Annotated in this window: 15 protein-coding genes; 11 read left to right on the top strand and 4 right to left on the bottom strand. The window is 44.5% G+C overall.

Going from position 1 to position 26,942, the window contains the following annotated elements:
* Positions 1-626: 626 nt before the first annotated feature.
* Together HDC92_RS08710 and HDC92_RS08715 are read left to right on the top strand one after the other, a co-directional pair.
* Complete coding sequence (locus HDC92_RS08710) at positions 627-12,182, top strand: gliding motility-associated C-terminal domain-containing protein (RefSeq protein ID WP_183873857.1); 11,556 nt, start codon at positions 627-629, stop codon at positions 12,180-12,182.
* Positions 12,183-12,193: 11 nt separating this feature from the next.
* Positions 12,194-13,111, top strand: coding sequence for a PorP/SprF family type IX secretion system membrane protein (locus tag HDC92_RS08715; protein ID WP_183873858.1), 918 nt, complete (start codon positions 12,194-12,196; stop codon positions 13,109-13,111).
* Positions 13,112-13,168: 57 nt separating this feature from the next.
* Here HDC92_RS08715 and HDC92_RS08720 read toward each other — a convergent pair whose 3' ends face one another.
* Positions 13,169-13,423 carry a hypothetical protein gene (locus HDC92_RS08720; RefSeq protein ID WP_183873859.1) on the bottom strand — a complete coding sequence of 85 codons (255 nt, stop codon included), beginning with the start codon at positions 13,421-13,423 and terminating at the stop codon, positions 13,169-13,171.
* A gap of 386 nt (positions 13,424-13,809) precedes the next feature.
* Between HDC92_RS08720 and HDC92_RS08725 the strand changes: the two genes are divergently transcribed.
* The 7 genes from HDC92_RS08725 (at position 13,810) to HDC92_RS08755 (ending at position 23,737) form a co-directional block, all read left to right on the top strand.
* Positions 13,810-14,133 (top strand): hypothetical protein, encoded by a 324-nt coding sequence (locus HDC92_RS08725; RefSeq protein WP_183873860.1) that lies wholly within the window; start codon positions 13,810-13,812, stop codon positions 14,131-14,133.
* Positions 14,134-14,259: 126 nt separating this feature from the next.
* Complete coding sequence (locus HDC92_RS08730; RefSeq protein ID WP_221270938.1) at positions 14,260-15,054, top strand: alpha/beta fold hydrolase; 795 nt, start codon at positions 14,260-14,262, stop codon at positions 15,052-15,054.
* An 11-nt stretch (positions 15,055-15,065) separates the two neighbouring features.
* Positions 15,066-16,535 carry a PAS domain-containing sensor histidine kinase gene (locus HDC92_RS08735; RefSeq protein ID WP_183873861.1) on the top strand — a complete coding sequence of 490 codons (1,470 nt, stop codon included), beginning with the start codon at positions 15,066-15,068 and terminating at the stop codon, positions 16,533-16,535.
* 49 nt (positions 16,536-16,584) lie between these two features.
* On the top strand, positions 16,585-18,291 hold the full coding sequence (locus HDC92_RS08740; RefSeq protein WP_183873862.1) for a PAS domain S-box protein: 1,707 nt from the start codon (positions 16,585-16,587) through the stop codon (positions 18,289-18,291).
* A 251-nt stretch (positions 18,292-18,542) separates the two neighbouring features.
* Positions 18,543-20,000, top strand: a complete 1,458-nt coding sequence (locus tag HDC92_RS08745; protein WP_183873863.1) for a hypothetical protein — start codon at positions 18,543-18,545, stop codon at positions 19,998-20,000.
* Positions 20,001-20,065: 65 nt separating this feature from the next.
* Complete coding sequence (locus HDC92_RS08750; protein WP_183873865.1) at positions 20,066-21,568, top strand: sulfatase; 1,503 nt, start codon at positions 20,066-20,068, stop codon at positions 21,566-21,568.
* A gap of 438 nt (positions 21,569-22,006) precedes the next feature.
* On the top strand, positions 22,007-23,737 hold the full coding sequence (locus HDC92_RS08755) for a response regulator (protein WP_183873867.1): 1,731 nt from the start codon (positions 22,007-22,009) through the stop codon (positions 23,735-23,737).
* A gap of 156 nt (positions 23,738-23,893) precedes the next feature.
* On the opposite strand, the gene HDC92_RS08760 is transcribed toward HDC92_RS08755, so the two are convergent.
* Entirely contained in the window at positions 23,894-24,073 is a 180-nt protein-coding gene (locus HDC92_RS08760) for a hypothetical protein (RefSeq protein WP_183873869.1), read from the bottom strand.
* A gap of 409 nt (positions 24,074-24,482) precedes the next feature.
* Here HDC92_RS08760 and HDC92_RS08765 point away from each other — a divergent pair, with 409 nt between their 5' ends.
* Complete coding sequence (locus tag HDC92_RS08765; protein WP_183873871.1) at positions 24,483-25,043, top strand: RNA polymerase sigma factor; 561 nt, start codon at positions 24,483-24,485, stop codon at positions 25,041-25,043.
* Positions 25,044-25,206: 163 nt separating this feature from the next.
* On the opposite strand, the gene HDC92_RS25360 is transcribed toward HDC92_RS08765, so the two are convergent.
* Together HDC92_RS25360 and HDC92_RS08775 are read right to left on the bottom strand one after the other, a co-directional pair.
* Positions 25,207-25,371 carry a type II toxin-antitoxin system RelE/ParE family toxin gene (locus HDC92_RS25360; protein WP_183873873.1) on the bottom strand — a complete coding sequence of 55 codons (165 nt, stop codon included), beginning with the start codon at positions 25,369-25,371 and terminating at the stop codon, positions 25,207-25,209.
* Positions 25,371-25,628: a hypothetical protein gene (locus HDC92_RS08775; RefSeq protein WP_183873876.1), complete on the bottom strand. Its 258-nt coding sequence runs from the start codon at positions 25,626-25,628 to the stop codon at positions 25,371-25,373. Before HDC92_RS08775 ends, HDC92_RS25360 begins: the two co-directional genes overlap by 1 nt.
* A 126-nt stretch (positions 25,629-25,754) precedes the next feature.
* Here HDC92_RS08775 and HDC92_RS08780 point away from each other — a divergent pair, with 126 nt between their 5' ends.
* Entirely contained in the window at positions 25,755-26,891 is a 1,137-nt protein-coding gene (locus HDC92_RS08780; protein ID WP_183873878.1) for a FecR family protein, read from the top strand.
* Positions 26,892-26,942: the final 51 nt, after the last annotated feature.

Raw genomic sequence — 26,942 nt, forward strand, 5'->3', positions numbered from 1 at the left:
CCTTCGCCATTTTGAACTATCCCTTTTGTTATTGATGGTCAATTAGTTACTTTGAATTTTGAAAATGGCCGATGAGGGTCAATCAAATTGGTTTTTTCAATATGTTTCTTATTTGGATATATTGAAACCTTTACCAATACAGGAGCGAGATTCAAAGTTTGAAGAGTGTGAATCCCGTGATGGATTATTTTCTATAAACTACTAGGAGATAAGACGGGACTATTTTGCTCTTATTTCGCCACTTTGGGGATTTAGTGCTCAATGTTTGTGTAATATTTTTGATTGATTATTTGGTCTTGTAGATATTCGTTTATTGTTATATTGTTGATAGTGAGTTGTTTAAATTCTAATTCCCTTAAGATATAAAGCTTCATATGTAATTTGTCTAATTAATACTACAAACTCTTTCTTTTTTTGATTTAAATTTATGGCAATTGTATTTGGGGTTTCATCAGCCGCAAGACACATCTATTCTAAGCTCTATATCATGAACAAACTACTACTCCAACATTTGTTAACCCTCCTCAGGAAGAACGCCGGTTCTTATAGAAAAATCTCTATTGCTTTCATTCCAACGGTTCGTGCCACAAAAATGATCTTCCGTCAAACCAGATAACTTATCGCATATGATACAATTTTACTTAAGAAGCCTATTGGCTTGTTTAGTGTTGCTTTTGTTCGGTTCACAGCTCCAGGCTGCCAACTATTATTGGGTGGGCGGCTCTGGAAACTGGAGCGAAGTGAATCTCCACTGGTCATCCACCTCTGGTGGGGTGCCAGACAGATCTATCGTTCCTGGTACAGGTGACGATGTTTATTTTGATGCCAATAGTGGCCTGGATGCCTCTTCGGTAATCATATTGCCAACTTCAGGAAACGCACTTTGTCGCAACATGTCCTGGGTAGGCGTAACTGCCGCTGCTACATTTAGGGCTAACGGTTCTGGCACCACCTTACAACTTCAAATTTATGGCAATTTAGAATTGTCATCTGCGGTGAAGTACGGTATGGTAAACGTAAGGTTTATGGGCAGCAGTAATGCTACTTATAAGATCAATGGTGCACAACGGTTATCAATTAACTGGTATAACCAGCTTTTGGTGGAGAAAACAGGCGGATCATTAAAATTATTGGATGGCATTCCGGCAAATTTTGGTATAGGTCTAATTACTTTAGAAAGTGGAGGTTTAGATTTAAGCGGCAATACGCATGAAATAAACCGCTTTACCAATGGGGCGGTTGGCAATACACGTACACTTAATTTAACCAATTCTACCTTAAATGCTGCGGTTGAGTTTTTTCTTAACGCCACTAATAGCACCCTGTTAGCTACAGGTTCCACATTAATTACCGGCCTATTCACGAGTAATGGACTTACCTTTTCAAAAGTAGAGGTAACAGGGACTAGCGGGGGGCCAACTATATTAAATACTACTTTTGATGAATTATTATTTTCTAATCCCAATTCGGTTACAGGTAGTGTAAGGATAGGTGCAGGTAATCAGGTAGGTCGTTTAGAATTTAAAGGTGGTGGCCGCATTGAATCGGGCAACAACATAATCGGTAAATTGATTTTAGCGCCCAGTAAAGGCTATATTTTTAGAGAAAGCATCACGGTAAACGAACTATTTCAATTCAATACGCCAGATTGCGACGCTTTGGGACAACTTACAGGTGGTCCGTCGATCTCGCTTAATTTGGCAACAGGAGCAGTAGCAGATGTACAGAATGTATTTTTAACCAATATGGTTATTACCGGCAATGGTACACCGCTTACTGTACAAGGTGCTGATGGCGGTGGAAATACTGGTTTTAATATCCAACCTCGTGCTACGGGAACTACTTTATATTGGGTAGGTGGTGCAGGTAATTGGGATGATAAAGATCACTGGTCATCCAGCAGTGGCGGCACTGGCGGTGCCTGTGTGCCTTTCACAGGTGATAATGTCATTTTTGATGCCAATTCTGGATTTACAGCAGTGAGTAAAACAGTTACGGTTGCGGGTGCTGCCTGGTGCCATAATATGACCTGGACCAATGTGGCCAATGCGCCGGTTTTTGATACAGGAACGAATATTTTAGAAGTTTATGGGAATATAGAATTAGATCCTGGCTTATCAATTTCCGGTATTTTACTAGCTGCCGGATCAGAACCCGCTACCTTCACGACCAAAGGCGCAAACTTAGGAAAACTTTCGTTTCGAATATATAAAGCACCTGGCGTTGCATTGACAGTTACAGATGATATCAATTTTCCAGAATTAAGCATTGTTCATTCACGGGGAGGCTTATTGATGGGTAATCGTAACATCAATATATTTGCTTTGACCAGCACGGGAAATGGTCGTATAGTTGATATCAGCAATTCAACGATTACGGTTACAGATAACTGGACTGTGGGGGCTACAAATTCAACTTGGGTAAATAATGCTGCAGGTTCTTTCGTAACCTCAAATAGGGTGTTTTCAACCAATGGATTTACTTACCCCAAAGTCCATATTACCACCAATCTAAATGTGGTTAACATAACGGGTACCACCATTGATGAATTGGTATTTACTGATACCAGCCCAAGCTCTTTGGTGGTTGCTTTAAATGGGGCGGGTAACAATACCATTGGTACACTTGATGTAAGATCGGGTGGGGTAACTTTCATGGGAAATAACACCATTAATAATTTATTTTTAACGCCTTCGCGTACTTATTATTTCCGTAACACGCAGACCGTTAATGGTCTCTTTCGTTTCAATAGCCCTGGTTGTGAAGGATTAGGAGAGCTAAGAGGAGTTGAAGGCTTTGCTCCAACACTCAACTTCGGGCCGTCTTCTACACGGGATTTTGATAATGCTTATGTGCAGAACATGACAGCTACGGGTAGCGGTGTTCCCATTTCAATAGTAGGTGCAGATGCAGGCGGCAACTCAGGTTTTGTATTTACCTCTTCTACAGCAGGTGCACGTTATTGGGTAGGTGGTGATGGCGATTGGAACGAATCCGCTCATTGGAGTACCACTAGTGGTGGCGCCGGCGGTGCCTGTGTACCAACCGTCGCTAACGATGTATTTTTTGATGCCAACAGTTTCACACCGGGTAGCAAGGCCGTGACCATCAACCAGGGAAATGCCTATTGCCGAAATATGGATTGGACAGGGGCTGTCAACGGTGCAACATTTTTTAAAAATGCTTCGTTTACCTTGGAAATATGGGGCAACATGGTCTTAAACTCTGGTGTAACCTCTACTGCTAAGGTGAATTTTATGGGACCAGCTAACGCTTCGTTAACTCCTAATAATGCCAGTTTAGGTGCTTTAAGTATGGAGATCATCAAGCCTGGAAGCAAACTGACTTTCCTTGGAGACTATAACAACGTTAGCTCATCGATCTTGTTGACAAGTGGAGGGCTTGATTTAAGCGGCCGTACCATCACAGCGTCTTTCGTTTATGACAACACAAGTGCCCAACCTCTAAATATAGACATCAGGAATGCAACCATTAATGCGAGATGGCATTTCATGGGGGCTAATAAAGTACTGCAACTGGCGGGCTCGAAAATAACCGCTGGTGCTTTCCGGTCTAATGCCGGAGTATATAACATTGTCGATGTAACTGTTGCTACTGCTGGGGATATATCAATTTCCAACACTACTTTTACTGATCTTTTATTTAGCAACGCGGCTAGTGCATCACAAGCTAATATCGGAGCAAATAATACGATTGGACGTTTAGAGTTTAAAGGAAAGGGTACCATCAATGGCAGTGGGAATACCATTGAGACCTTGATCTTTTTCCCAGGAAAAATGTATACCTTCCTTAGCGGTTCTACTAACACAATTACCAAAGATTGGTTTGGTAGCGGTACGCCTTGCAACCTGACAGAAATCAACAGTTCAGCAGCGGGTGCCTTTACCGTGAATAAAACAACCGGAGGAGTCGAATTGGATTATGTGCGTCTGCGTAACATCACCGCAGTGGGCAATACCGCTAATCCACAATTCCAGGCCTTAGAACATTCGGAAGACTTAGGAGGAAATACCAATTGGTCTATTTTACCATATAACAATTCCACACCTATTTTAGGCCTAGGATCGGATAAAACCGTATTTGCCGCTGAGTTTCCTTATACCATTAATACGGAAGGTTTCTTTGCCTCGCCACTAGCCATTTTCGCCTGGGGCGATGGCAGCACAGGGAAGGCACTTGTTGTAAATGGCCCGGGCACCTATAGTGTAACGGTAAGTTACCCGGATGGATGTTCCCGTTCGGATGAGATCGTCATCTCCCAGGCCGCTGTAGATCTTGCGATAGTAAAAACAGCTAATAACATGACCCCTGCTGTAGGCAGCGATGTGGTGTTTACCCTTGCTGCAACTAATAATGGTCCTCAGCAAAGTACTGGCATATCTGTTACCGACCTGCTTGCGGTGGGATATACGTTTAAGAGTGCAGCCCCTCCGGCAGGGACTACCTATGATGCCAGTACGGGTGTGTGGACCATCGGAACGCTGGCCAGCGGTGCAAGTTCAACCCTAACGGTTACCGCAATCGTAAATGCAGCGGGTCCTTATGTGAACACCGCAACAATTACCGGCCCGGAAGTTGATCCGGTGCCTGGCAATAACAGCTCGTCCATCACCCCGGTTCCTGTTCCTACTGCAGATGTTGCTGTGACAAAAACGGTAGACAATGGGAACCCTTTGGTAGGCAGCAATGTCGTGTTTACACTGGCAGTGAACAATGCAGGTCCGAGCAGCGCCACCAATGTTGCCCTAACAGACCTGCTGCCTGATGGCTATACGTATGTAAGTGCTGTTGCTCCGGCAGGAACCACCTACGATCCTTTAACGGGTTTGTGGACCATCGGGACTTTGGCGAACGGTGCCAATGCCAGTGCAACCATTACGGCTACGGTAAAGGCAACGGGAACCTATGCAAACACGGCATCAGTTACACTGACAGAAAACGATCCTGTATCAGCTAATAACACAGCTACGGTAACACCGGTACCTGTCCCCCAGGCCAACCTTAGTGTTGTTAAAACGATAAACAATGCAGCGCCTTATGCCGGCAATAATGTAATTTTCACCATAACAGCGGCAAATGCGGGGCCAAGCCCTGCCACGGGTGTTCAGGTGAATGACCTGCTTCCTTCGGGTTATACCTTTGTTTCCGCAACACCATCGCAGGGTGCTTACAACCCCTCAACAGGGATCTGGACGATGGGAACACTGGCCAACGCAGCAAACGCTACCTTGACGATAACGGCGACTGTAAAAGACGCCGGAGTATATGCGAATACAGCAACGATCACATCCACAGAGGCTGATCCTGTGATGACCAATAATTCATCAACAGTTACACCAACACCAATTGTTATAAAAATAACCAAAACAGGGCCTGCAACAGTAAATGCCGGCGCGCTGGTACAATATGTTTTGTCTGTAAAGAATACCGGCACAGGTAACGCTCTGGCTGCAGTGATTGCTGATGCTGTTCCTGCTGAACTGACAAACGTAAGCTGGACGACTGTGCTACAGGGCACGGCAACAATATCCAGTGGTGCTACCGGAACGGGCAATAATGTAAGCGTAACGGGCAACATCCCGGCCGGTACCGCCAGCCAGATCGATATTACGGTGAGCGGAACCATCCCGGCAGCTTCATCAGCCAGCTCCATTTCGAATACGGCAACGGTAACTGCTTCCGGCAGCCCGGTGATCAGTTCCAATACAGTGATCACAGCAATTGGCAGAGCAGTAGACCTCCATGTCCAGAAGACAGGCCCTGCCAGTGTTGTTGCGGGAAGTGCGGTTGTGTATACCCTTCAGGTGACCAATACCGGTCCTTCGGATGCCAGCAATGTGGCCATTGCCGATAATATTCCTGCCGGGCTAAACAATGTAACCTGGACGGCAGTTGCACAGAACGGGGCCGTCATTAACGGGGCAGCAACCGGAACCGGAAACGTAAACCTTTCAGGATTTATACCGGCAGGAACTGCTTCCATTTCAGTGAACATCACCGGAACACTGGACGCCAGCTATGCAGGTGCTACCCTTGTAAATACGGCTACCGCGACTCCTTCGTCCGGCGTGACAGATCCTACGCCTGCCAGCAGTACGGTCACTTCTACAGTTTCAAGAACGGCAAATATCCGCATCGTAAAATCCGGCCCCGGTAGTATTGGAGCAGGAGAAGATATAGCTTATATCCTACAGATAACTAATGACGGGCCAAGTAATGCCTCTGGTATAGAGATTAAGGACGACATTCCCGTAGAGGTTGAAAACCCAACATGGACAGCAACCGTGCCAAGCGGGGCAACCTTAAGCGCCTCAGCTGGTACAGGCGACATTGACCTTGTGGGAAGTATCCCTGCCGGAACGGGATTAATTGAGATCCTGGTGAAGGGCAAGGCGGGTACCACATTCACAGATGGTAGTACTTTCATTAATACTGCAACTGCGAACCTTCCTGCGGGAAGTCCGGTTACCGATCCTGAACCGGCTTCAAATACCAGTACGATTTCAACACTTTATACCAATACGCCAAACATACGGGTGTCCAAGAACGGGCCTGCCACGGTAAACATTGGGGATCCGATTACTTATACGATCGTCATTACCAATGGCGGTGGGGGCAATGTGACTGGTGCTGTAATCCAGGATATCGTACCTGCTTCTGTAACTGTAACAGGCTGGGACATCGTTGCTGCAGGAACTGCTCAAGTTACCGGAGACCCATCTGGAACCACCAATAACGTAAACACTGCGGGAGATATTCCTGCAGATCCGGCGGCCAGCCTGACTTTAACGATACAGGGTACGGTGAATGCAACCGCGGTGCCAACATTTACCAATACGGTAACTGTAACAGTAGGCGCGATTGGCGAAAGCTCGGTAACTACAGCGGTAAACCAGTCGAAAGACATTGTGGTAGAGAAAAATGGTCCACAGGCTGTCATTGCCGGCAGGCCGATCTTCTACACGGTTAAACTGAGTAACGCCGGACCGCAGAACGCGCAGGGGCTGATCCTTAACGATGTTATTCCTGCTGAAGTGGAAAATGTGACCTGGAGCGCTGCAACATTCGGAACGGCTTCAATTAACGGCACCTTTACCGGTACGACCAATGCAATCATGGTAAAGGCCGATGTAGCTGCAGGGGCAGGTAATTATGTCCTGATTACGGTTAATGGCACAGTGAGTCCTTCAACGCCACCATCAACCATCACCAATACCGCCTCGGTTACCCTTCCGATACCTTCACAGGATTTCAACCTGACCAACAATACAAGCGAGGTGAACACACAGGTTAGCAGAGAGACCAATCTGGCGATCACAAAAGCGGTAGACAATGTTGCGCCAGATGCGGGCAGCAACGTAGTGTTTACCCTTGCCGCTACCAATAACGGACCAAGTAATGCCTCAGGGGTTATCGTAACTGATCCACTTCCTGCAGGCTATACTTATGTGAGTTCGAATGCTCCGCTAGGAACAAGTTACGATCCGGGCACGGGGGTATGGACCATCGGAACACTAGCCAATGCAGCGAGCTCTGCCCTGACCATTACCGCTACTGTAAACGCAGCCGGTCCGTATGCCAATACTGCCACCATCAGCGGCACAGAGCCTGACCCGATCATGGCCAATAATACAGCAACAGTTACTCCGGTACCAGTGCCCCTTAGCGATCTGATGATCACTAAGACCGCTGATAAGCTGACTCCGGATGCGGGTAGTACTATTGTCTTTACCCTTGGGGCAACCAATAACGGGCCAAGTGCAGCAACGGGGGTTAGCGTGACTGATCTGCTTCCTGCAGGTTACAGCTATGTGAGTTCAACACCTGCCGCAGGGACCACTTATGACCCGGTTACGGGGGTGTGGATGATCGGTACCCTGGCCAATGGAGCGAATTCAGGCTTGACGATAACAGCCAGGGTAAATGCGGCCGGCCCGTATGCCAATACGGCCAGCATTATTGGAACCGAAACTGATCCTGAAACGACAAATAATACGGCAACAGTTACTCCTGTGCCTGCGGCAGTGACTGACTTGTCCATCACCAAAACAGCGGATAACCTGTCGCCCAATGTAGGTGGCAATATCGTGTTCAGCCTTGTGGCAAGCAATAACGGGCCGAGCCCGGCCACAGGGGTTAGCGTGACCGACCTGCTTCCTGCGGGCTATACTTATGTGAGTTCAACTGCGCCTGGAACCAGTTATACGCCGGCTACCGGGATATGGACAATCGGCACCCTGGCCAATTCAGCAACTGCCACCCTGACCATTACCGCAAAGGTGAATGCGGCCGGTCCTTATGCCAATACGGCCAGCATTACTGGAACCGAAACTGATCCTGAAACGACAAACAATACGGCAACAGTTACTCCGGTACCTGCGGCAGTGACTGACCTGGCCATCAGTAAAACGGCAGATAACCTGTCGCCGAATACTGGCGGAAATATTGTTTTCAGCCTTATAGCCACCAATAACGGGCCGAGCACTGCAACAGGGGTTAGTGTAGCAGACCTGCTTCCGGCAGGCTATAGCTATGTGAGCTCCGTACCTGCGGCAGGGACCAGCTATGATCCCCTTACCGGAGCGTGGACGATTGGAACCCTGGCCAACGCAGCCAGCTCAACCTTAACTGTAACTGCTACTGTAAATGCAGCAGGCTCTTATGTGAATACTGCAGTCATCAGCGGAACTGAGGCCGACCTGATCGCGGCAAACAATACTTCGGCCGTTACACCGGTTCCTGTACCGGTAACCGATCTGCAGGTAACCAAAACGGCAGACCAGATGAACCCTGTTATGGGCAGCAATGTAGTGTTTACGATAGTGGCTGCCAATAACGGGCCGAGCGGGGCGACAGGGCTGAAGGTCACCGACCAGCTTCCTACGGGTTACGCTTATGTAAGTTCAGCCCCTGCAGCAGGCACGAGCTACGATGCCGCTACCGGAGTATGGACGATCGGGGCATTGGCCAATGCAGCCAGTTCAACCCTAACCATTACGGCCAGGGTAAATGTAACCGGGCTTTATGCAAATTCGGCAGTGATCAGCGGAGCAGAAACTGACCTTGTAGCTGCCAACAACATTTCGGGCGTTACACCGGTACCTGTGCCCCTTACCGACCTGATGGTTGTTAAAACAGCCGATCAGCCGAGCGCGCCTGTGGGCAGCAATGTCACCTTCAGCATAGTGGCCTCCAATAACGGGCCGAGTGAAGCTACAGCGGTGGTAGTTAATGACCTGCTTACTTCGGGTTATACCTATGTGAGCTCGGTGGCAGAGCCGGGAACCAGTTATGATGAGCTTACCGGGGTCTGGAGCATCGGCAGCCTGGCTAACGGGGCCAATGCGACATTAACGGTAACAGCAACGATCAATGCAAGCGGCGATTATACCAATAGCGCCACCATCAGCGGAGCCGAGGACGATCCTGCAACAGCAAACAATACGGCAACAGCAACGCCATTTGCTGAGCCGGTTACCGATCTGCTGGTGAACATGACCGCCAGTGACCTGGCTCCGGTCACCGGCAGCAATATGAGCTTTGAGATTACGGCCAGCAATATCGGGCCAAGCGGGGCGACAGGGATCACAGTAACAGACCTGCTTCCTGCAGGCTATACTTATGTAAGTTCAGCTGCCCCTTCGGGGAGCACATACAATCCTGCTACGGGTGTATGGACAATTGCAACTCTGTCGGCTACCGAAAGCATGACCTTAAGCATTACCGCCCGTGTAAATGCAGCTGGTCCGTATGCCAATACAGCAATAATTGCCGGAACAGAGAGCGATCCGGTACCGGCAAACAATACAGCATCTGTTACTCCGGTACCAGTACCGGTAACAGATCTGGCCATTGTTAAAACAACAGATCAGGCCAGTCCGGCTGTAGGCACTAATGTCGTGTTTACGCTGGTAGCCACTAACAACGGGCCGAGCCCGGCAACGGGTATTGCGGTGACTGATCTGCTTCCTGGGGGCTACACTTATGTGAGTGCCACTGCTCCTGCAGGCAGCACTTATGTGCCGGCAACAGGCTTGTGGACCATTGGCGCATTAGCCAACGGGGCAAGTTCAACCCTGAGCGTAACAGCGCGCGTTAATGCAACGGGTCCGTATGCCAATACAGCAATAATTGCCGGAACAGAGAGCGATCCGGTACCGGCCAATAACACAACAACTGTTACTCCGGTGCCATCACCGGTAACAGATCTGGCCATTGTTAAAACAGCAGATCAGGCCAGTCCGGCTGTAGGCAGTAATGTTGTGTTTACGCTGGTAGCCACTAATAACGGGCCGAGCCCGGCAACGGGTGTTACGGTGACTGATCTGCTTCCTGCAGGCTATACCTATATTAGTGCCACTGCTCCTGCAGGCAGCACTTATGTGCCGGCAACAGGCTTGTGGACCATTAGAGCATTAGCCAACGCGGCAAGTTCAACTTTGACCATAACAGCCCGTGTAAATGCAGCTGGTCCGTATGCCAATACAGCAACAATTACCGGAACAGAAAACGATCTGGTACCGGCAAATAATACCGCAACGGTGAGCCCTGTGCCGCAGGCAGTGACAGATCTGGCCATTGTTAAAACAGCAGATCAGGCCAGTCCGGCCGTAGGCACTAATGTCGTGTTTACGCTGGTAGCCACTAATAACGGGCCGAGCCCGGCAACGGGTGTTGCGGTGACTGATCTGCTTCCTGCGGGCTACACTTATATTAGTGCCACTGCTCCTGCAGGCAGCACTTATGTGCAGGCAACAGGTTTGTGGAGCATTGGGGCATTAGCCAACGGGGCAAGTTCAACCCTGACCATAACAGCCCGTGTAAATGCAACGGGACCTTATGCCAATACCGCGACAATCAGTGGGGCACAGCAGGACCTTGTTGCTGCCAACAATGCATCAACAGTTACGCCAGGCCCACAAACCCGGGCCGATTTGGTTACCGTTAAGACCTTGAAAGATCCTGCGCAGACCAGCGTTGTGCCAGGGCAGGCGGTTACTTATGTGATCAAAGTGACCAATAACGGGCCAAGCAGTGCTTTGTCGGTCAATATCCGCGATGCCGCGCCTGCAGGCACGACCATCAGCAGATGGACAACGGTGCCTGCTGCAGGGGTAGCTTATCCTAATGCTTCTGGTACAGGAGATCTGAATGAAACGATCGCTGTTCTGGACAATGGACTGACCGCTACCTATGAAGTGACCGTACAAACACCAGTATCCCTTAGTGGTAATTTAACCAATACGGTGCAGGTGAGTAGTCCAACATCAGATCCAAATCCAGGCTGCACAAGCTGTACCCAGGTTTTAACCGTTTTATCACCTCCTAATACTGCGCCAACCCTTGCAGTCATTGCTGATCAGCAGGTTTGTTATGCCAGTGCCGGCCAAACTATTGCCTTAACTGGCATCACGGCAGGTAACGAACAGAATCAGACCGTTACATTAAGTGTAAGCAGCAACAATCCGGACCTGTTCTCATCGCTCGAAGTAACGCCGCTTAGTAGTGGAAATGCCTCGCTCAACTATACCATTAACAATAGTGCCGGGGGCACCGCATTAATTACGGTGACGGTTAAAGACAACGGTGGTACCTTACACGGGGGATCAGATACCTTTAGCCGTAGCTTTACGCTGGTGGCTGCTCCGCTTCCGCAACTTCATATTGCAGCTGATCCTGGTACAAGTGTAAGTAAAGGACAAACCATTGCCCTTGGTGCCAGCGGTGCCTCCAGCTATAGCTGGGCAAATGCCGCCGGGATCCTTGGCGGACAGAATTCAGCTACGCTTACCGTACGTCCGGCACAAACTACCACTTATACGGTAACCGGCACCAGTGCTGCAGGCTGTATCAGCACCCAGGAGATCACCATCACGGTGATTGAAGATTACAACCTGGTTGCCAATAACGTGCTTACCCCGAATGGTGATGGCAAGAACGATTTCTTTACAGTCAAGAACATTGACATGTACCCCAACAATGAGGTGCGCATATTTGACAGGGCCGGAAGATCGGTTTATAGCAAGAGAGGTTATAACAATGAATGGGATGGCACACTAAATGGCAGCCCGCTCGATGAAGATACCTACTACTATATCATAGATTTTGGTAATGGGGTGAAAGCGAAAAAAGGGTTTATATCAATTGTTAGAAAATATTAATACATCAGGAAATGAAAACAATTAACAGACATATCCCCAAAGCAGCAATCCAATGTTTTTTTATACTGCTGTTTATAACCCTTCCTTATTTAAAAAGCTGGGCACAGCTCAATCCGATGAGCGCGGTGTATTATCAGAACCAGTACCTGGCCAACCCTGCAATGGCAGGGTTGCAGCAGCGGCTGACCTTAAATGCAGGCATACGCCAGCAGTTCAGCACCATGCCGGGGGCGCCGGTTACCCAGTTTATAACGGCAGACTATGGCTTTGCCGGGAAATCTGCCCTGGGGCTGCAAGTATATAACGATCGTGCGGGATTGCTTAAACGAACCCGCGCGGCAGCTTCCTTTGCGTATCATCTTCCCCTAGACGCGGACAGCAAGAACCTAAGCTTTGGCCTTGCCTTGTCCTTTGCTGATGATGACATTAACCTTGCCGACCTGCGGGGTGATGCGGATGACCTGGATGTATATGGTGTTAACCAGCGTGAAACCTATCTTGATGCAGATTTCGGGATGGCTTACCGGAGTGATAACCTTCAGATCCAGGGTGCGGTAACCAATATGAAGCGTCTGCTTAAAAAGGATACCTATCATGCATCAGATATGCCGGTATTCTTTTCGGCCGTCAGTTACCGCATACCCACAAGCTTTGCCATGGTAGAGCCGAAGGTGGTTTACCGGGGCGTGAAAGGGTATGACAATTTACTGGATGCGGGCGTGAATTTAGAATTCCGGTCCCCAGCTGCCAGTAAAGTCAACGTACTTGCCTTGTACCACAGTGCCGGCAGTGCAACCTTCGGGATAGGGGTGAACTGGAACAATACACTTGCCATCAATGGCATGTATACGACCAATACTTCACCTTTACAGGGTTATACCAGTGGCGATTATGAAATTGGCATCAGCTATAGCTTTTTTAATAAATAGTTTAGATATTATTGCCGAAAGACTAGCTTCTGCACAGAAGAACCGAATTTACTATTGTTAAGTAATAATATGGGGTTTACGGCTACCAATAAATGATTGATTAGCAAGAAGTATCAGCTGAATAGAAGCTCCGATGACAGGCATGTTTGTCACCTGCATCTTACCGCCAATTACCATGATGATTGCCGTTATGACGAGCTGCAACATTAGGCCATAGGAAAGCATCCTTAACCGCGAACGGTTGATGATATTGAGTTCCTGGCGTAAAATGTTCTTTATTGTCCATTCAAAGAAGAGCATAATCACCTTCATAGAGCAAACTTACTGTTTCAGCCAAAAATAGAAAACAAAATGGATGCTCAGGTTGGTTAAAGGATATTTATTTTCAGATGATACATACAACGCAGACATAGTGTGTCTAATTATAGATCCTCAACTATTTGGTGCTTGTCATTCATAACTCTTCCATGAATCTGGTGATGACAATTTGTGCGTAGTAAGACGAGATCGCAGCAAGTACTGCACCTCGCTCTTCCGCTGTTCTATAAGCCGAATTAATAGTTTCTGGTCCTTCAACTTTCCGCCAAGTACCTCTCCGGAGTTTTTTTCGTGACTCCGATTTGCTTATTTATATTAATTTTCATTACTGAACCGGGATGTGTCATACATGATCGTTAAATTTTCGCCAAATTGTATCCATGGGTTACGAAAATATAATTTCACAGTTACAACGGCTGTATTTTGGTGTAGAGGACTTATCCTACGATAATTTTGATCATCGAGAAGGAGCTAGCGAAATCATTTCACAATATAACAGGATATTGACCACGCTATATCAGCAACATGCAGAGGTTTTTGAGAATCTTTTACAAATAGGAGTCAACGAGCTCTTGGATCATTTGGCGCTGCTGGATAATAATTTGAATGTTGATAACCGTAAGGAATATTTTGATGATTTAAAATTTTACCTGCAAGAATCAATATTGGAAGCACGATCTAAAGTAAAATCTTTGGGATCATGAGTCAAATAAGCTAGTTTTTTTACCTCATAAAATAAGCATCGCAATTCTTCCAGCTTTCAAACCGAAGGTTACTTTACAATGTTATTTGTATCTTGCATTAGATAATTCGCATTTAAGTTGATACCTATGGATATTCTAAAAAGAAATAATGTTACGATTTTAGGGGAAGAAAATAAGCCAACCATGGTTTTTGCGCACGGCTATGGTTGCGACCAGAATGTGTGGCAGGATATGATTAACTCATTTTCGAAGGACTATCGGGTGGTCTCCTTTGATTATGTTGGGGCTGGAATGTCTGATCTTTCTGCCTATAGCAAAGAACGGTACAGTAGCCTTAACGGATATGCCCAGGATATTCTGGAAATATATGAGTCGCTAGGGTTAAAGGATACCATCCTGATTGCCCATTCCGTTAGCAGTATGATCGGACTACTTGCCGGAATTCAAAAACCTGAATATTTTAAAAGCATCATCTTCCTGGGTCCATCGCCGAGATATCTTAATGATGTTGATTATCACGGGGGGTTTGAACAGGAAGACCTTGAAGGCCTTTTTGAAATGATGGACAATAATTATTTAGGCTGGGCACGGGCGCTGGCTCCATCTATCATGGGAAATCCTGAATACCCGGAATTGGGTGAGCGATTGACCAATAGTTTCTGTGCTACCGACCCGGAAATTGCCCAACAATTTGCCCGGGTAACTTTTCTTTCTGATAACCGGGCAGATCTTCCAAAACTAACTGTGCCAAGCCTCACCCTGCAATGCAGCAATGATATCATTGCGCCCATTTCGGTAGGGAATTACATGAATGAAAACATGAGAAACAATACCCTGGTAATTATGGAGGCAACCGGCCACTGTCCTCATATGAGCGCTCCTGGCGAAACTATTGCTGCGGTGAGAAATTATCTGAATTAAAAAAGCCAGAAATGGAAAGAAACCCAAAAGACGATTTTCTTAAAGCAATTACAGACCCGGGTATACTTTATGAAAATGCGCCATGCGGATACCTCTCGTTTACAGCCAATGGAAAAATTGTAAAAATCAACCAGACACTTCTTTCCTGGCTCGGATACAAGCAAAGCGAGGTCATAGATAAGCTATACTATACTGATCTGATTTCCCGTGGCGGCAGAATCTATTACGAAATGTTTTATATGCCATTGCTACAGATGCAACCTAACGTAAATGAGATCAATTTTGATTTTCAGCGCATTGATGGTTCAAAATTTCCAGCGCTGATCAATTCAACAGCTTTTAAGGATAGTAATGGCAGTATGGTCGCCATAAATGCGACTGTATATGATATAACCGACCGGAAAAAATACGAGCGTGAGCTGCTGGAAGCAAAAAAACAAGCGGATGCAGAGCGAAATAAATTTGAGCTGTTGTCAGATTTGATTCCAGAGATGGTTTTCACCGCTGACGCATCTGGGGAGATAAATTATATAAACAAGCGTTTTACAAGTTTCTTTGGCCTGCCGGACGGATCTTTTTCTGCCATTGTTATTTTGTCCAAGATACATCATCGGGATCGTTTCAAGTTATTCAGAAACTGGAAACGTGCCGTTGCAATTGGTGAAGAAGTCCAGATTGAGGTAAGATTGCACAATCAGGACGGTAGTTATAAATGGCATCTGGTTCGGGCCCTGCCGATTAAAGGCATGGACGGAAAGATCGAAAAATGGATGGGCTCTTGCACCGACATTAACAGACATGTAGCCGCTATCCAGCACCTGGATGAGTTTATTTCGGTGGCCAGCCATGAACTTAAAACACCAATTACGAGTTTAAGGGCTTCGCTTCAGTTAATGGACCGACTGATTACTCAACAAGGGGAGCCTAGATTGATGATGTTAATGGCGCAATCAAAAAAAAGTATAGAAAAGATGAATAGCCTTGTGGATGACCTGCTCAATACTGGAAACATCAAGGAAGGACAACTCGTCTTGAACATAAGGCAGTTTGATGTGTCTGAATGGCTTGATAACACCTGCTCTCATGTCCGGTTAGCAGGCAAGTACCAATTGCACATTAAATGTCAACGCGGACTTACCGTTTATGGCGACGAGCATCGGATTGACCAGGTAATTGTCAACTTTGTCAATAATGCGATTAAGTACGCGCCCCTCTCATCTGATATCTTCATCAGCGCTTACAGGGATAATGGCCAAATAATTGTGGCAGTAAAAGATAATGGACCAGGGATTGCCCCTGATAAGGTTCCATATGTTTTCGACCGCTATTTTCGCGTTAGCCATTCAGGTGCCGAATATTCGGGGCTTGGGCTGGGGTTATATATTTGCGCTGAGATTATCAAAAGACATGGAGGGAGGATCGGAGTTGAAAGCATTATTGGAGAAGGGTCAACCTTCTGGTTCAGTTTGCCTGAGTCGTAAATTGGGAACCATCGTACTAATTTAAAAACTACTAAAGTCATCCCAAGCTATGAGTTTTGAATCCGAATTAATAAAATATAAGCAGAAAATAGCAAATATCCTGGAGAGCTTCACAGACGCCTTTTTTGAGGTAAACCTGGATTGGACTGTTACTTACTGGAATAAAGAATGTGAGCGCCTGCTGGGTAAGTCAAAGTCAGATATTATTGGAAAAAATCTTTGGAAGGAGTTTAGCAAAGCTATTTCTCTAAAATTTTATACGGAATATCATAAGGCGATGCGTGAAAAAGTAGCTGTCAGATTTCAGGAATACTGGCCGGAAAAAAAAATGTGGGTTGAGGCCAATGCATTTCCATCCGGCGAAGGCTTATCAGTTTATTTCAAAGACATTACGGAATGGAAGCAGATTACCCGACAGCTGGAAAGAGAAAAAAAAAGGTACTATGACCTTTTTAATCATAGTCCTTTGCCGCAATGGGTGTATGATTTTAAAACGTTATCAATTTTACAGGTCAATGATGCTGCCATTAAGCAATATGGCTATAGCCGAAGGGAATTCCTGAAAATGACATTGATAGATATCCGGCCACCAGAAGACGTAAGCACTTTCACGCAAATTTTAGATAATGATATTTTAAAAGGCCATTTTAATTCCTCAGTTGTCAGGCACCGAAAAAAAAACGGTGATATTATTTTTGTGTCAGTTGATGGGAACTCTGTTTTCTTTGATAACAAAAACGCACGCCTGGTGATGGCGGTAGATCAGACAGAACAGATTAAGGCTGAGCTTGAACTGGGCAGAAGTGAGCAGCGGTTTAAGGCACTGGTACAGGATGGCTCGGACCTTATCGGGATATTAGACCAACAGGGCAACTATAAATATGTTAGCCCTACTACGAAACAGATACTTGGAATTGAGACTGCTCATTTTATTGGTAAAAATGCTTTTGAATTTATCCATCCAGACGACAGGTCTGCAACATTGTCACAATTTGAGCAGCTCGCAAATGAAAAGCGGGTTAAATTATTACCCTTTCGTTTCGTCGATGGCAAAGGACAATACAGATGGATTGAAACCGTAGTGACCAACATGCTTGATGACCCGGCTATTGAAGGGATTGTATCAAATTCCAGGGATATTACGGACCGGGTAGAAGGTGAGCTGAAAACGGAGCAGCTCCTAAACCGGTTTAATATTGTTGCGAAGGCTACGAGCGACGCCATCTGGGACTGGGATATAACAACCGGAAAAATACAGTGGAACCAGGCAATTAAAGGTGTTTATGGTTATCGAGATACCTGTTTTGATATCAATTGGTGGGAGCAACAGGTTCATCAGGATGACATCCAGAATGTGCAGCAACAATTCGATAGATTGACCCAGAGCAAACAATCAAGACTTCAGATTGAATATCGTTTTCGGTGTGCGGATGGAACTTACAAATGCGTGCTGGACAGATCTTTCGTGCTCTTTAACCAGGAGGGGAAGCCAACCAGGATGATTGGGTCTATGGAAGATATCACAGAGCGGATTGCGCATATCAAAGCGATTGAAGATCAAAACACCCGGTTACATGAAATCGCATGGATTCAGGCACATGAGGTCCGTGCGCCATTGGCTAAGATAATTGGATTGGTAAATCTGTTAGAAGGTGATATGAACCAAGAAGCGTTGGGCAACATCATCAACCATTTAAAATGCTCAACGCGTGATCTGGACCAGGTGATCAACAGATTAATCAACAAACCTGACTAGGTGGATAAACCATGGCAAACTGATCCCCCTTCGCCATTTTGAACTATCCCCTTTTGTTATTGATGGTCAATTAGTTACTTTGAATTTTGAAAATGGCCGATGAGGGTCAATCAAATTGGTTTTTTCAGAAACAGATCTAAACAAAAAAGTCCATCGTATATGTAAGAATGTCCATTGTATATGTATATCAAATCGCTCAACTTTATGCAACATATAACTAACGGTCTATTTATTTACTAATTATTAATATTATGAATCGAAATATTTTAATTATAGCAATATTTTGTCTATTATTTATCGCCTGTAAAAAAAGTGGATTAAATGAAGTTGCAGAAACAAGTGATACTACTTCTTTTTCTGTACCAGAGGTGCGCTCTACCTTGTATTCCCGAAATTTGCATGTATATGTAAATGATAAGGTTGATATTCATCCTGAGTTGTTCGGTGTCAATAACGACTGGACCCAGGTAACAAATGCAAATTTCCATAACTTTGCGAATGCGATGAGTGATATATCTGCGAAGATCATCCGCTTTCCGGGAGGCTGGGAATCAGAATTTTATAAATGGGCCACTAACCAGACCCCCGGCTGGTCTTCGGCACCTGTTGTTGCAGGAGCTTCAATTGGAACCCTGAAATATCAGATGGGTTTGCATGGCATAGCTTACGGTATAGTAGTGCCTACCAATGCTGCTATGGAAAAAACAATTAACACCACTGCTTTTAACAACGCAGTAGATAGTTTAGCAAATGTGGCTCTTGCGGCTATAGATAGTGCGGGTGCCGCTAATGTAAAAATAGTTGAAATAGGTAACGAATGGTGGCTTCAATACGCTGCTGGTTCTTCGAGGGCAAACAAGTTAGACAAGTATGTGAAAATTGCAATTGGTATAGCCGAACGTATTTATAGCCAATACCCCAGCCACACCTTCAAAGTGTTGGTTAATGGAGACTGGACAGTTCCGTTTGAATTTACAACTATGAAAAATGGTTTTGCTGGCCATTCAAATGCCTACAATACCCTCGATGGTTTAGCCCTTCATCCATACGCCGGATATGAGCCTAAAGCCCCGTATGCATCATATAATATTGCTGATCTTCAAACCAAGCTACAGTCTTGTGTTAACAATTTTAATCCGAATAAGAAATACCTATATTGTTCGGAATGGATGCCTTCAAGGGCTGTAAATAACAATAAAGCTTATATGGAAACTGCCAATATTATACCTGATTTTATTCAGATATTTGCCCGTTCGAGAGTTAATGCTGCAGCCTACTGGCCTCCAATGAATCCGACAGTATCTGGAAATGGATTATTTACTTATGCTTACACTTCAATTTATCCTGTTGCACAGATCTTTAAGGAACTGGCTGACAATTTTTACGGCAAGTGTGTAAGTACCGTTTCAGATTCTTTACATATAGCTGGCGCACTACATCCAGACAATAAATTATATTTATATGTAACGGGTGGCAAATGGGACGCAACTACTGCCAATATTACAGTACATGGTTATGCGGTTTCTTCTGTTGTTAGTGTAACCAGGTTTAGACCTTACAATAGCAGCAATACACAGTCCGCTAATGGGTATATTACAGATGATATGACCGCAAGTTATGCAGCTTTAAGCAGTAACGTGGTTTCATTTGATATGAATACCCTCTCCCCGTACGAAATTTACAGAATCGTTTTAAGTGTAAGTCCTTAGAATTATCCAATCTGTTATAACAGCAGAAAATACCCTGTAGAGTTTTACGAATAAATTTTGAATACATGAACTTTATTATAACTAAAACGATGATTATTGAAAGCTTGACCTCAACCATCAAATTGATAGTGTTAACCTGGTTATTTGGTCTGCCCGGCTATATCATGGCACAAGAAAAGATACAGAAAAAACCCAATATTATATTTTTTTTAGTTGACGACCTGGGCTGGAGGGATGTTGAGCCTTTTGGTACTACGTTTTATGAAACACCAAACTTAAAACAACTTGCAAAGGAGTCTATGAGATTTACAAATGCTTATGCAGCATGCCCTGTTTGTTCGCCTACAAGGGCAAGTTTAATGACAGGTAAATATCCGGCAAGAACACAAACCACAGAATATTTTGGTGCGAGCCAGCCAGAACAAATTGTTAAAAACCCTAAATTAAGAACCCGGAATATTTTGTTGCCGGCTCAATACCGCGATTATTTACCATTAGAGGAAACCACCATAGCAGAAGCACTAAAGGCCGGTGGATATACAACTATGATAGCCGGGAAATGGCATTTAGGAGATTCGGAGAAATACTGGCCAGAAAATCAGGGATTTGATTATAATTTTGGAGGTTTTGCTAAAGGGCATCCTTCAAGCTATTTTTCTCCCTACAACAATCCCAAATTAAGTGATGGTCCTGAAGGTGAATATTTACCTGAGCGCTTAACTAAGGAAACACTTGGATTTATTGACAACAATAAAAACAGCCCCTTTTTTATCTATTATTCGTTTTATTCTGTACATACACCTTTGCAAGCAAAAAAAGAGAACATTGCAAAGTATGAGCTAAAAAAGCAGAAGCTTGGTATAAAGGATGAGTTTGGTACCGAGGGTAAAAAAACAGTGCGCCTTAACCAGGGACATACTACATATGCTGCAATGGTAGAGGAGGTTGATTTAACTGTAGGTGCAGTTATTGCCAAATTGAAATCCCTAAATTTATATGAAAACACTATAATTGTCTTTTTTTCTGACAATGGCGGATTGGCTGTTAGTGAAGGAAATCCTACTGCTAATGCACCCCTTAGGGCAGGTAAGGGATGGTTATATGAGGGTGGAATAAGGGAGCCTATGATTATAAGATGGCCTGGCGTAACCAAAGCAAATAGTATATGTGAAGAACCAGTTGTGAGCACCGACTTTTATCCAACTTTATTACAGATGGCTGGGCTTCCACAAATACCTAAACAACATATTGATGGTAAAAATCTGTTACCCTTGCTTAAACAAAAGCCAATGCAACGCAGAGCGATTTACTGGCATTACCCTCATTATGGTGGACAGGGTGGTGCGCCGGGATCTGTAATCCGCGATGGCGATTGGAAACTGATCCGTTTTTATGAAACAGATACGGAGGAATTGTATAATCTGAAAGTGGATATCGGCGAAAAGAATAATAGAATTGATAAGGAACCTGTGGTGCTTAAAAAACTACAAACTAAACTAAATAAGTGGCTTGTGGAACAGAAAGCGATTTTACCAAAAAAAAATCAATATTATAAAAAAGAATCCTAACTCCTGTTTTTATCAAGTTAGATAGATGAGGCGCAAAACAAAGAGCCCTCTGGTATCTCCAAAATCAATGGATACTTTAGCTTCTTAGAAATAACTTACCCTCGACTAAGTTATAGGATATTATGTTGTAGAATTCAGGGATACCCCATTTGCCACCCGGTTACGCCGGATAACTATGATATCACGTTGGGGTTACACTTGGCTTACCGAATCCTGACCTCAGCACCAGAACGGCGCTAGATTTTTTCAAAAAAAAGGGGAAAGTAAGAGTGCTGGATGTGAATGACTTCATAAGATAGTGACCCAACACGCTTGAATGCAGAAAACTGTTTGAGTTGCTGTGGTTGTTTCGTAACTTAGTGCCTGATAATGAAAAACGTAGCCATCTATGCTTTTACAATTGAAGGTAAACCATCGGCAAAACAGAACTAAGGAAACATGATCTTTGCCTGCAGGCTTGCGCAGTTTAAATCGTTATTTATACCTCAGAGAAGCACATCAATCCTTGAGGCACAGCTGAAGTTGTTTTACCTGATGCTGGGCGCAAACGTTTTTAAAGGTGGCATCTATTTATATGACGCTTACCACAATCATCAGGGCGATGGCAGTGGACGGGCAATCCGTCTGATCTTAACTTCAATATTGCTGATGGCTGCCTTGCGGTTCTTTCCCAAATATATAAAAGCGGGGATCTTCTGGGCAGTTTCGACAACAGTACTGCATGTTTATTACCGGGCGTTTAACCAGGATGTTGGTGCGGATGTGATCACTCTTCAAGCGATAGTAATGGTGGTGATCTCTTCTTTTTATGGGCTTAATGCCAGGTGGGGTGTATTTTATACCATCATTGCCAGTGCCGCGCCAATTCTTTGCCATTATATTAGCTTCAGGTTTACTGGTCTGGAGCCTTTACCCACAGGGCTCAATGATTTGTATGTTGGAATTAATTTTTTGGTGATTCTGTTGTCCCATGTATATTTTCACGGCGTGCTTTTTGGCAGTTTGCGCGCCAAAGAGCGCCTGAACAAGAAGCTTAAGCGGACTGCTGACAGCAAGACGGAATTCCTGTCTACAATGGCGCATGAGTTGCGTACGCCTTTGAATTCTGTAATCGGTATTGCGAACCTGCTGGTAGAAGAAAATAAGGACCAAAAGGAACGGGAGCATTTGGAAGTACTTAAGTTTTCTGCTAACAACCTGCTTTCACTGGTAAATGATATCCTGGATATCAATAAATTGGGATCTGGAAAACTGGAACTGGACAGTGTTCCTTTTAATTGCCATATACTGATAAGTTCGGTCTCAGCAAGCATGACCCCTCAGGTAAAAGAGAAGTCACTCTCTTTGCAGCTCGATGTTGATCCTCGAATAAAGGAGATGACCTATGATGGCGATGCGACCAGGCTAAGCCAGGTGCTTTATAACCTGATCGGAAATGCAATAAAATTCACGGAAAAAGGTGGCGTAACGGTATCCCTGATGCTGCTGGTACAGGAAGAATATACTGATCTTATAGGTTTCAAGGTTGTAGATACCGGCATTGGGATTAGCGAAAGTCAGCAACGGGTGATATTTGATCCATTCAGACAGGCCTCGGCGAACACCACACGGAAATTTGGCGGTACTGGCCTTGGGCTAGCCATTGTAAAGCAACTGATAGGATTGTTTGGCAGCGAAATTAAGCTGGAGAGTGTTCCGAAAATAGGTACTACAATTTCGTTCGATCTGCGTTTTAGAAGGTCTGCTGCCAAACTGGTAGAAACGGTTGAAACAAAAGCAGTTCCGCTTGATAATTTGCGTGTGCTTTTGGCAGAGGATAACATGATGAATATTTATTTCATGCGGCAACTCCTGCAGCGTTGGAATATCAAAATTGACGTTGCCGAAAATGGCCGGGACGCATTACAATTGCTGAATGAAAAAGATTACGACGTGATTTTGATGGATGTGAATATGCCAATTATGGATGGACTGGAAACTGCAAAGTGCATTCGGAATCTTCAGAATCCGCTGAAGTCATCGATTCACATCATCGCGCTGACCGCGGAGGTTTCTGAAGACGTTAAAAGGAAACTTATATTGCATGGCATGAACGATTACCTGCCGAAACCATTTCAGCTGGAGGAACTTAGAAACAAATTGTCTGAACTGGCCGTAAGGTTAGCTTAGATGATGAACAGGGAAGGTAAATAAAGACAAGTTTATGTCCCTGCCTTTAGGTTGATAAACCATGGCAAACTGATCCCCCTTCGCCATTTTGAATTGCCCCTTTTTGTTATTGATGGTCAATTTGTTATCTTGAATTTTGAAAATGGCCGATGGGGATCAATCAAAATGGTTTTTCCAATAGATACCAAACAAAGTTGATTCACTTACATTGATCGCATCAGCCACCGCTTTCGCTTTCAGCCCACTCGCCTTAACCAGATCATGAATTATTTTACCTATAAATATGGCCATATACAAATCTCCAAAAAGCCCTTTGGAGACCATGTTATTTATCATATCTTAATACAATACATATAACTACTATTTTTTGATAGTATCTCGACAATTAAGTATATTTGATAAGGATATCATTATAATAATGCAGTTTATTACAGTAATTACTATGATAAATTTTGGAGAAAAAAATATATTTTTGTAATTCTTATTAAAAAATAAGGATTGCTTAAAAGAGCCTCGTTCAGAAATCTGACAGTTTTACCCAACGAGTGTAAGTTGAGCATCCATCCCCTATACCTGTGATAGGGCTGGTGCTCGCTTATGTTTATGTTGGGAACCTTTCCGAAAGGAAAGGAGGCTTTGTCAGAGCCACTGGACATTAAACTACGCGGGTTGCCGCCTTATTATATTTGCTGGCAGTTTTGCAGGTCTAATGGCTCAAAATATTAACAATTTAATATGATGAGCAATGCCAGGGTACCGAAATCTTTCTGACGCTGAACTTTTGAAGCTGCTAAAGCAATCAAACCACGCAGCCTATACCGAAATCTACAAGCGGTTTTCCGGCTTGCTCTACATATTCCTATGCAAACGGATAAAAGATCAGGACGATGCCAAAGATATCCTGCAAGAACTCTTCACCAACCTCTGGCTCAAAAGAGAAACCATCGAAGTTCCTGGCGTACTTGCGGCCTACCTATACAGCGCCGTCCGCAATACCATGCTCAATTACATCCAGCGCAACCAATCCCAAAAACGGCGCATCCAAACCCTAAAAGACTTCATAGATCAGGAACCAGTGATGACAGACCACCTCATCCGCGAAAAACAACTGGCGGCAATTATTGAAAAAGAAGTAAACCTGTTACCGGATAAAATGCGATGGGTATTCCTCCTAACCAGAAAAAATAACCTAAGCCACCACGAAATCGCCAGCGAACTCAATATCTCGCCCGAAACCGTACATTCCCATACCAAGCGAGCTTTAAAAATCTTACGGGTTAGGTTATCGTATGATAAAAGATGTTAAATAATTCCTTCGTCGCTCAACCGCTCAATAACAGCCTTTACATCAACAGTGTCGTGTTCACTTTTTAAGTAGATTTCTGAAAGAAAAACTGTATTTCCATCAACAAAAACATAAGTAATTATCCTGGCACCACCGGATTTACCTTTGTTGGTACCGGAAATTGCTAATCTAATTTTATAGACATTCTGACAAGGTCGGTTCCCATAGTGGGATTTTTGGCCAATTCATCAATTAGCTTAGTTAGATCTTTTAAAATCTGTTTATGCTTTTTAGCAATATGCTTCAGCTCCTTTTTAAAATCTGGAGTTAAGACAACGTCGAAAGCCATCAATCTTTAAGGGAGGCTTCTATTTCAGAAATGGCATCTTTAGCATTTTGAAGTTTAATTTTTCCTTCTTTATGCATTTTTATTTTGGTAAACGAGCGCTTTAAATTATTGTACACGCGCTGTTCCTCTTCGTTTAAATTCTGTTTGGCAGAATTAACATTCTGCTCAATATTGTAATTTAAACCTAAAGCATCTAAAACAGCCTTTATGGCTTTTTCAGCTTTTTTGTTGTCAATATTTACAGTCAGTGTTGTCATGATACAAATTTAACGAAATTCTTTCACAATATACCAAAAGGTATAACAGGTATATTTTTTTAAAATAAATTGCACCATTGCTACCCCGCAGTTCTGTCATCAGGGTATAAAACAAAAACACTCTTGATGAAACCTATAGACAATAGCGAAGCACTACTCCATAAATACAATTCAGGGCAATGTACCACTGAAGAAAAAGCATTGGTAGAAACCTGGTTTCTAACCTGGAAAGAAGAAGGAACTGCACCTACCAAAAAGCAAACAGAGCAAGTAGTAAGGGATCTATTAAGCACCTTACCACAACCCCTAATCCAACAAGCGGTATCAAGAAGAACTAACTTCCGATTCAACTGGCCGCTACGTATTGCCATAGCTACAGCAGCAATACTAATCCTGCTCAGTACCTGGACTTTACTTTTTGTGGATACACCAGTCTCAAAAACCTATAGCAATGATATAGATCCTGGCAGCAACAAAGCCACGCTCATCCTGGCCAATGGCCAAACCATCAACCTCAGTAATGCAAAAACAGGGGTTGTAATAGATGCTTCAGAATTAACATACAACGATGGAACGGTTATAGGCTCTTTGTCATCCAGAGCGAATACGAAGGAACCAGATCCCTCGGGACTCGGGATGACAAGTGTAACCACCCCAGCCGGCGGCACTTACCAAATCACCTTGCCCGATGGCAGTAAAGCATGGCTGAACGCCGCCTCATCTCTTAAATTCCCTGCAAAATTTGATCAGCGTAAACGTATCGTCACCCTCACCGGCGAAGCCTACTTTGAAATTTCCAAAGATAAAAAGCATCCTTTCATCGTAAAAACAAACCATCAGGAAGTAACCGTCCTCGGCACCCATTTCAACATTAACAGCTATGCCGATGAGAAAGCAACAAAAACAACATTGCTAGAAGGAAGTGTAAAAGTTGCCACACAAGGCAAAGTCGTTCTCCTAAAACCTAACCAACAATCCCTTAACGCCGGATCGGCCCTAATCATAAAACAAATCGATCCCAACACCGTCATTGCCTGGAAAAACGGCGAATTCGCCTTTTCCAACGAACCTTTAGAATCCATCATGCGCAACATAGCCCGCTGGTATAATGTAACCGTAAGCTACGAAAATCCAGAAGCGCGTAACATACCTTTCGGCGGAAGCATATCCCGCTTTGGCAAAGTATCCGAAGTGCTCTGTATGCTCGAATTAACCGGAAAAGTAAAATTTAAAATCGAAGGAAGGAGGATTACCGTGATTTAAACCATAAAACGGTAATACACAACAAAGCCAGAAGTCTCGATCCTTCTGGCC

Source organism: Pedobacter sp. AK017 (genome assembly GCF_014200825.1).
Taxonomy (GTDB): domain Bacteria; phylum Bacteroidota; class Bacteroidia; order Sphingobacteriales; family Sphingobacteriaceae; genus Pedobacter; species Pedobacter heparinus.